This window comes from Parabacteroides sp. AF21-43 (assembly GCF_003635435.1).
In the GTDB taxonomy this organism is placed as follows: Bacteria; Bacteroidota; Bacteroidia; order Bacteroidales; family Tannerellaceae; genus Parabacteroides; species Parabacteroides distasonis.
Genome location: NZ_QTMG01000056.1, coordinates 599 through 4,928, shown reverse-complemented (window position 1 = coordinate 4,928; position 4,330 = coordinate 599). Strand labels below are relative to the sequence as shown.

The 4,330-nt window shown below is 38.2% G+C and carries 5 protein-coding genes; 4 read left to right on the top strand and 1 reads right to left on the bottom strand.

Features of this window, described 5'->3' with window-relative positions; genetic code table 11:
- The first annotated feature begins 54 nt into the window (after nucleotides 1–54).
- The gene (locus DWX84_RS21155; protein WP_005868760.1) at nucleotides 55–621 is read left to right on the top strand and encodes a phosphoribosyltransferase; all 567 of its coding nucleotides are present in this window, start codon (nucleotides 55–57) and stop codon (nucleotides 619–621) included.
- Nucleotide 622: 1 nt separating this feature from the next.
- On the top strand, nucleotides 623–1,237 hold the full coding sequence (locus tag DWX84_RS21150; protein ID WP_005868759.1) for an SLOG family protein: 615 nt from the start codon (nucleotides 623–625) through the stop codon (nucleotides 1,235–1,237).
- 193 nt (nucleotides 1,238–1,430) lie between these two features.
- On the opposite strand, the gene DWX84_RS21145 is transcribed toward DWX84_RS21150, so the two are convergent.
- Nucleotides 1,431–2,594 (bottom strand): IS4 family transposase, encoded by a 1,164-nt coding sequence (locus tag DWX84_RS21145; protein ID WP_005868407.1) that lies wholly within the window; start codon nucleotides 2,592–2,594, stop codon nucleotides 1,431–1,433.
- Between the two features lie 436 nt (nucleotides 2,595–3,030).
- Here DWX84_RS21145 and DWX84_RS21140 point away from each other — a divergent pair, with 436 nt between their 5' ends.
- Nucleotides 3,031–3,480: a DUF3791 domain-containing protein gene (locus DWX84_RS21140; protein WP_005868755.1), complete on the top strand. Its 450-nt coding sequence runs from the start codon at nucleotides 3,031–3,033 to the stop codon at nucleotides 3,478–3,480.
- Nucleotides 3,477–3,959, top strand: coding sequence for a DUF3990 domain-containing protein (locus DWX84_RS21135; RefSeq protein WP_005868753.1), 483 nt, complete (start codon nucleotides 3,477–3,479; stop codon nucleotides 3,957–3,959). Before DWX84_RS21140 ends, DWX84_RS21135 begins: the two co-directional genes overlap by 4 nt.
- The last annotated feature ends 371 nt before the right edge of the window (nucleotides 3,960–4,330 follow it).

Here is a 4,330-nt window from a genome sequence, read left to right as displayed (position 1 = left end):
AAAGGTCTTTAAATCTAGCTGAAGCATAAGTTTAATTTTAATAGATAAAAGACTATGGCACATCAGAGTAAATATCCTAGTTTAGACAGACAATGGCATAAGATGATGTTTTCTTTCTTTGAGTATCTTCCTATGCAATATCGGCAGGCAACGGAAAGAGAATGGCAAATTCGTAAGATGATATGGAGTTTTAAGGATGGAAAAGCTTATTTGAATATAGCTTGGATGATAGCGAATAAGTTACATCAAGTTTTTGGTGATGATGTTAAGAATATTGTTTTTGCTTGTGTTCCGGCTTCTTCCGCTGATAAGAATGAACTTCGTTATAAGGGGTTTGCTTCGGCTGTGTGTAAGTTTTCAGGTGCTATCAATGCGTATGAACATATACGTGTCAGTGGAGATCGTTTGGCTATTCACGAGAAATTTGACAGCAAGTCGCTTCAAAAAGTACAAGTGATAGAATTTGACAAGGACTTTTTTCGGGGTAAGAAAATCTTGGTATTTGACGATATTTTAACAAAAGGGTTTTCGTATGCTCGTTTCGCATGTCAGTTGGAAAAAATAGGAGGTGAGGTTTTGGGAGGTTTCTTTTTAGGTAAAACAGTTGTCCGTATGTTATAAGATGAAAGAAAAAGAGAGTTATATAGAGAAGCAGAAGGATATCTTTGGAGATACTACTTGGTTCACTTATCGTTATGAGGTGAATGGAATGGTGTATGAAACTTCGGCAGGTTCGTTGGATATATGTAGAAAGGCACGTGATAAATGGATGAAAATGATGTCCGTTGCTTTTACCGGTCATAGAACGATACGAACAAATAAATATGCTTTGTCCGTATCGTTGAATGAAGAGGTACGTTTCTGCTATGAGAATGGAATCCGTTTTTTCTATATTGGTTGTGCGGTTGGATTTGACATGATGGCTGCTCATACCGTACTTGAACAAAGGAAACAATATCCCGATATGGTTTTGGTGGCGGTTGTTCCTTATGTCGGGCAAGATGTGTATTTCAACAAAGAGGACAAACAGAGGTATGCTGATATTTTGCGCCAAGCCGACAAGGTGGTAGTTCTATCCGAATATTATTATGCCCAATGCTATGCCCACCGTAATGATTACATGATTTCACACGCCTGTAGGCTGATTGCCTATTGGGATGGAAAATCTGCCGGAGGAACTTCTTATACGTTTAACAAGGCACAAAAAAAGAAATTGGTGATATACAATCTGTTTTGATTCAGATTGTATATCGTTGTTTTCCAGCGGTATGATCAAACGTGGCGATGTCATACTGTCTGGTTGCTGTAAGTGCTAATACTTCCGATGCAAAAGAGAAAGACACAATAAATATGAAAAGCAATGATAGATGAATTTTACTTAATTGTTTTACCTTTGTAAAACATTAGTGTCCCATTAAAATTGGGACGAATTAAAAATTAAATAAACTTGGCCCATTTGGTCCGAATCGTTCTTTGTCATTTTGAAATTTAGTTTTATCAAAGAGGTCTCTCAGATGAGTCTTATCAGTCAATGAGATGCTCAGTATTTGTAACACTTCATATGTACTTCTGTTCAGTTGCATATCGTGTTGAATGATTGCCACCAAACAGTAAGCGCATATAGCAGCATATATCTGTATTCGAACAGCATTCTCTGTAGTTCCCCAAAATCTTTTGATTTTAAGGTGCTGCTTGAGCCATTTGAAAAACAGCTCTACCTGCCAGCGATTTTTATAAAGTTCAGCAACTTGAAGCGCAGATATATGCATCGCATTGGTTATGAATGTAAATTCTCGTTCTTGTTCTTCATCCCAATATTTAACCAATCTAAGTGGCTCTGGATAATATTGTTTAGGATAGAATCCTGTCAGAAATACACTTGCGTCTGAAAGCACATTCTTAGGCAGCCTACGTTTCCATTGGATGGATTTGTACCCGAGATTCTTTTTTGCTCTGACAACAAAGTAGGCTTCAATTTGATGAATTTTATACAGTATTTTGAAGTTGTTATAACCGCGGTCAAAGATGTAATAAGAGCTTGGTTCATAAGGAATTTCAATCATAACTTTAGAATCGTGTACGGATGCTTCCGTGATATGAAAGAATGCAGGAATCTGTGTTTCCACATCATATAATGTATGCACTTTGATACCACCTTTCTTTTTGCGGAATTTTGCCCACCAAAAGACTGAAAGGCACAGGTCAATAGTAGTCGAATCGAAAGCATAAACGTTACCGCCAAGTTTGAAAATATGATTAGCACACTTTTGTCGTGCTTCGCTAACCAGGTAGTAAGCATATTCTTCAAAGATGTGATAGTCTCTATCTTGATTTGCTCTTGCCAGCGATGACTTTGATACATTTTTACCCATTCCTAAATGATAACATTTGGAATGATGAGCTTCAAGAGCAACTATCAAATCTCGCAGACTTTCACGATTAGAAAGTTGACCAAACATCAAAGCAAGTAGTTGATTCCAGCAGGTGAAGTGCTTCACATATTTATCACCATCATACTTGGTGACTATGCGGTTAAACTTACTTCGATTCAGAAATGAAGCCAATTGAGCGAAAACGTATTTGTCTTGGAACATATGCCATCGGATTAATCTGATGCAAAGCTACAAATTCAAGTCCGTTCGCTCGGAAAATCGCTGTAACTAACTAAATTTCAAATATTTCAAAGAACTCTTTTAGATTTTAATGGGACAACAATGTTTGTAAAAGGTAAAACAATATGCGTTTTTCAGATACAGAGAACAATATGACCTTTTGCATAGGTGTGTGTTGGTTAGGAACTCCAAATATGGAGTCGTTGCAGAAAATAATGATGAACTTGAATATTATTGATAAGGATGGAAACAATGGAAGCTAATGAACTGATGCGATATGCCTATGAATTACTGCAAGGGCATTCGAATGAAGAATGTGCCCGAATATTAAGAGAAGTGGTGGCCGAGTGTCAGGTGTGTATAAAGAACTGTGAAGAAGGTGTTTTCGAAAATATGCTAAAGTAATAACAACAAGAATATGGAAATTACTCATAAAAATCAAGGAGAACTTGACTCAACCATGCTCCCATTCGTGATGAGAGAGCTGGTAGAACTGGTCATGAAGAAAAAGGCATTGCCTTTAGGCGATGCACTGTATTATATATATTCTTCCAAGTTGTATAAATCTTTGCTGGATAAGAGTACCAAGTTATGGTATTCAAGTACATTGTCGCTTTATGAAACATTGGAGAAGGAAAAAACAGAAGAAAAACGACGGTATAACGGTGACACGAAGATCCTGCTTTTCAAGATGTTCTGCATTGAGAATTATAGGGAGGAAAAGAAACAAAGTGCGGAAGAAACCTTGTTGTTGTTTTCGGACTATGGGGTTTTTGATTTTTTGGATGAGACTTTTGAAATGCTTCATACCCAAGACCCCGAATATATATTAGATACTATAACGACTTATATCAATAAAAGAAAATGAGACTATTTCATGGATCTACAGTTACCGTGAAACGCCCTAATATACAGAAAGGACGGAAGGCTACGGACTTTGGGAAGGGATTTTATACGACAACCAACTTTGAACAAGCAAAAAAATGGGCTTTGTTGAAGAAGAACAGGGAACAGAGCGAAAAAGCAATCGTCTCTGTTTATGAAGTTCCCGATGATATTCTTGATAGGGAATATCCGGTTCTTCGGTTTATGGGTGCGACAAAAGAATGGCTGGAGTTTGTTGTCAACAACCGCAGAGGAAGAGAAAACGGTGACTATGACCTAATAATGGGGCCTGTCGCAAATGACCAGTTATATGCGACAATTCGGCTTTATGAACAGAGAGTTGTTACGGCTGAAGCCGCTATTGAGATGCTGAAAGCGCATAAGTTGTTCAATCAGCTTTCATTTCATACGGTAACAGTCGCTTTGTTGTTGAAGTTTGTTGAATCAATTGAAGTGGGGTAAAGAATATGTGAAGTGAAAATAGGGGGAAGTTTATCCCCCAATGGTAAGGTTGTTTTTTGCGTCCACTTAGTTTTTTCCCACCCACCCTTTCAGCGGAGTGACTGCCCGGCAGTCTGTTGCTTACCCATATGTCCTAGCCTTTTAGGGCTGTAGATAGGTAGTTGGATATTTCGCTGCCAAATCGGCAGTCCGCTTCAATCGTTTGCTTGCTTTTCTCCGAGTGGAGCCTTTCTGCTTTTCCGGTGGTGTAATCTTCTTTTATTGGAAACAGGTGTAGTGGCTGTATGCCTGTGTGGTTATGTTCTCCCGCAGAATCCGCAAGTCAGTTCTTCCGTTGCAGCTTTTCATTTTATCGTGCAGTCACTTTTTTC